This is a genomic window from Bradyrhizobium sp. 31Argb, from assembly GCF_043638955.1.
Classification (GTDB): Bacteria; Pseudomonadota; Alphaproteobacteria; order Rhizobiales; family Xanthobacteraceae; genus Bradyrhizobium.
Genome location: NZ_JBEGDB010000684.1, coordinates 1 through 653, shown reverse-complemented (window position 1 = coordinate 653; position 653 = coordinate 1). Strand labels below are relative to the sequence as shown.

At 61.3% G+C, this 653-nt stretch carries 1 protein-coding gene; it reads right to left on the bottom strand.

The annotated features are described in order from the left end of the window. A partial coding sequence (locus AAFX91_RS42265) for an AMP-binding protein (protein ID WP_394570422.1) occupies window positions 1-653 on the bottom strand: 653 nt, incomplete at both ends.

Below are 653 nucleotides of genomic sequence, written 5' to 3'. Positions count from 1 at the left end.
GCCACCCCCGCCCCGCCGATGCAGAGCTCCCCCACCGCCCCGAACGGCACCGGCGCCCCATGACCGTCCAGCAGATACACCCGCGTGTTCGCAATCGGACGGCCAATCGGGACAATGGCCTCATCAAACTCAGCCGGGCAACTCCACGCTGTAACGTCGATCGCAGCCTCAGTCGGACCGTAGAGATTGTGCAGGCCCGTCCAAGGCAATACGCGCCGAACCTTATGCACACTGGCGGCAGGAAGCGCCTCGCCGCTGCATAAAACACGCCGCAGCGATGTGCAGCGGTCAACACTCTTCGCATCCATAAAGCTGACCAGCATGGATGGCACGAAGTGAACCGTCGTGATGCGCTGGCTGATGATCAAGTCGACCAATGCATCGGGATCTCTGTGCGCACCCGGAGGCGCCACTACCAGGGTTGCCCCTTCAAGCAAAGTCCAGAAGAACTCCCAGGCCGAGACATCGAAGCCAAATGGCGTCTTCTGCAACACGACATCAGTTGCGTTGAGACCATAGGCGTTTTGCATCCACATCAGGCGATTGACGATAGCCCGATGCTCATTCTGTGCCCCTTTGGGCGTGCCTGTGGATCCCGAGGTGTAGATCACGTAGGCGAGATGGCGGGAGGTGAGGCCGAGCGCGCGCGGGTC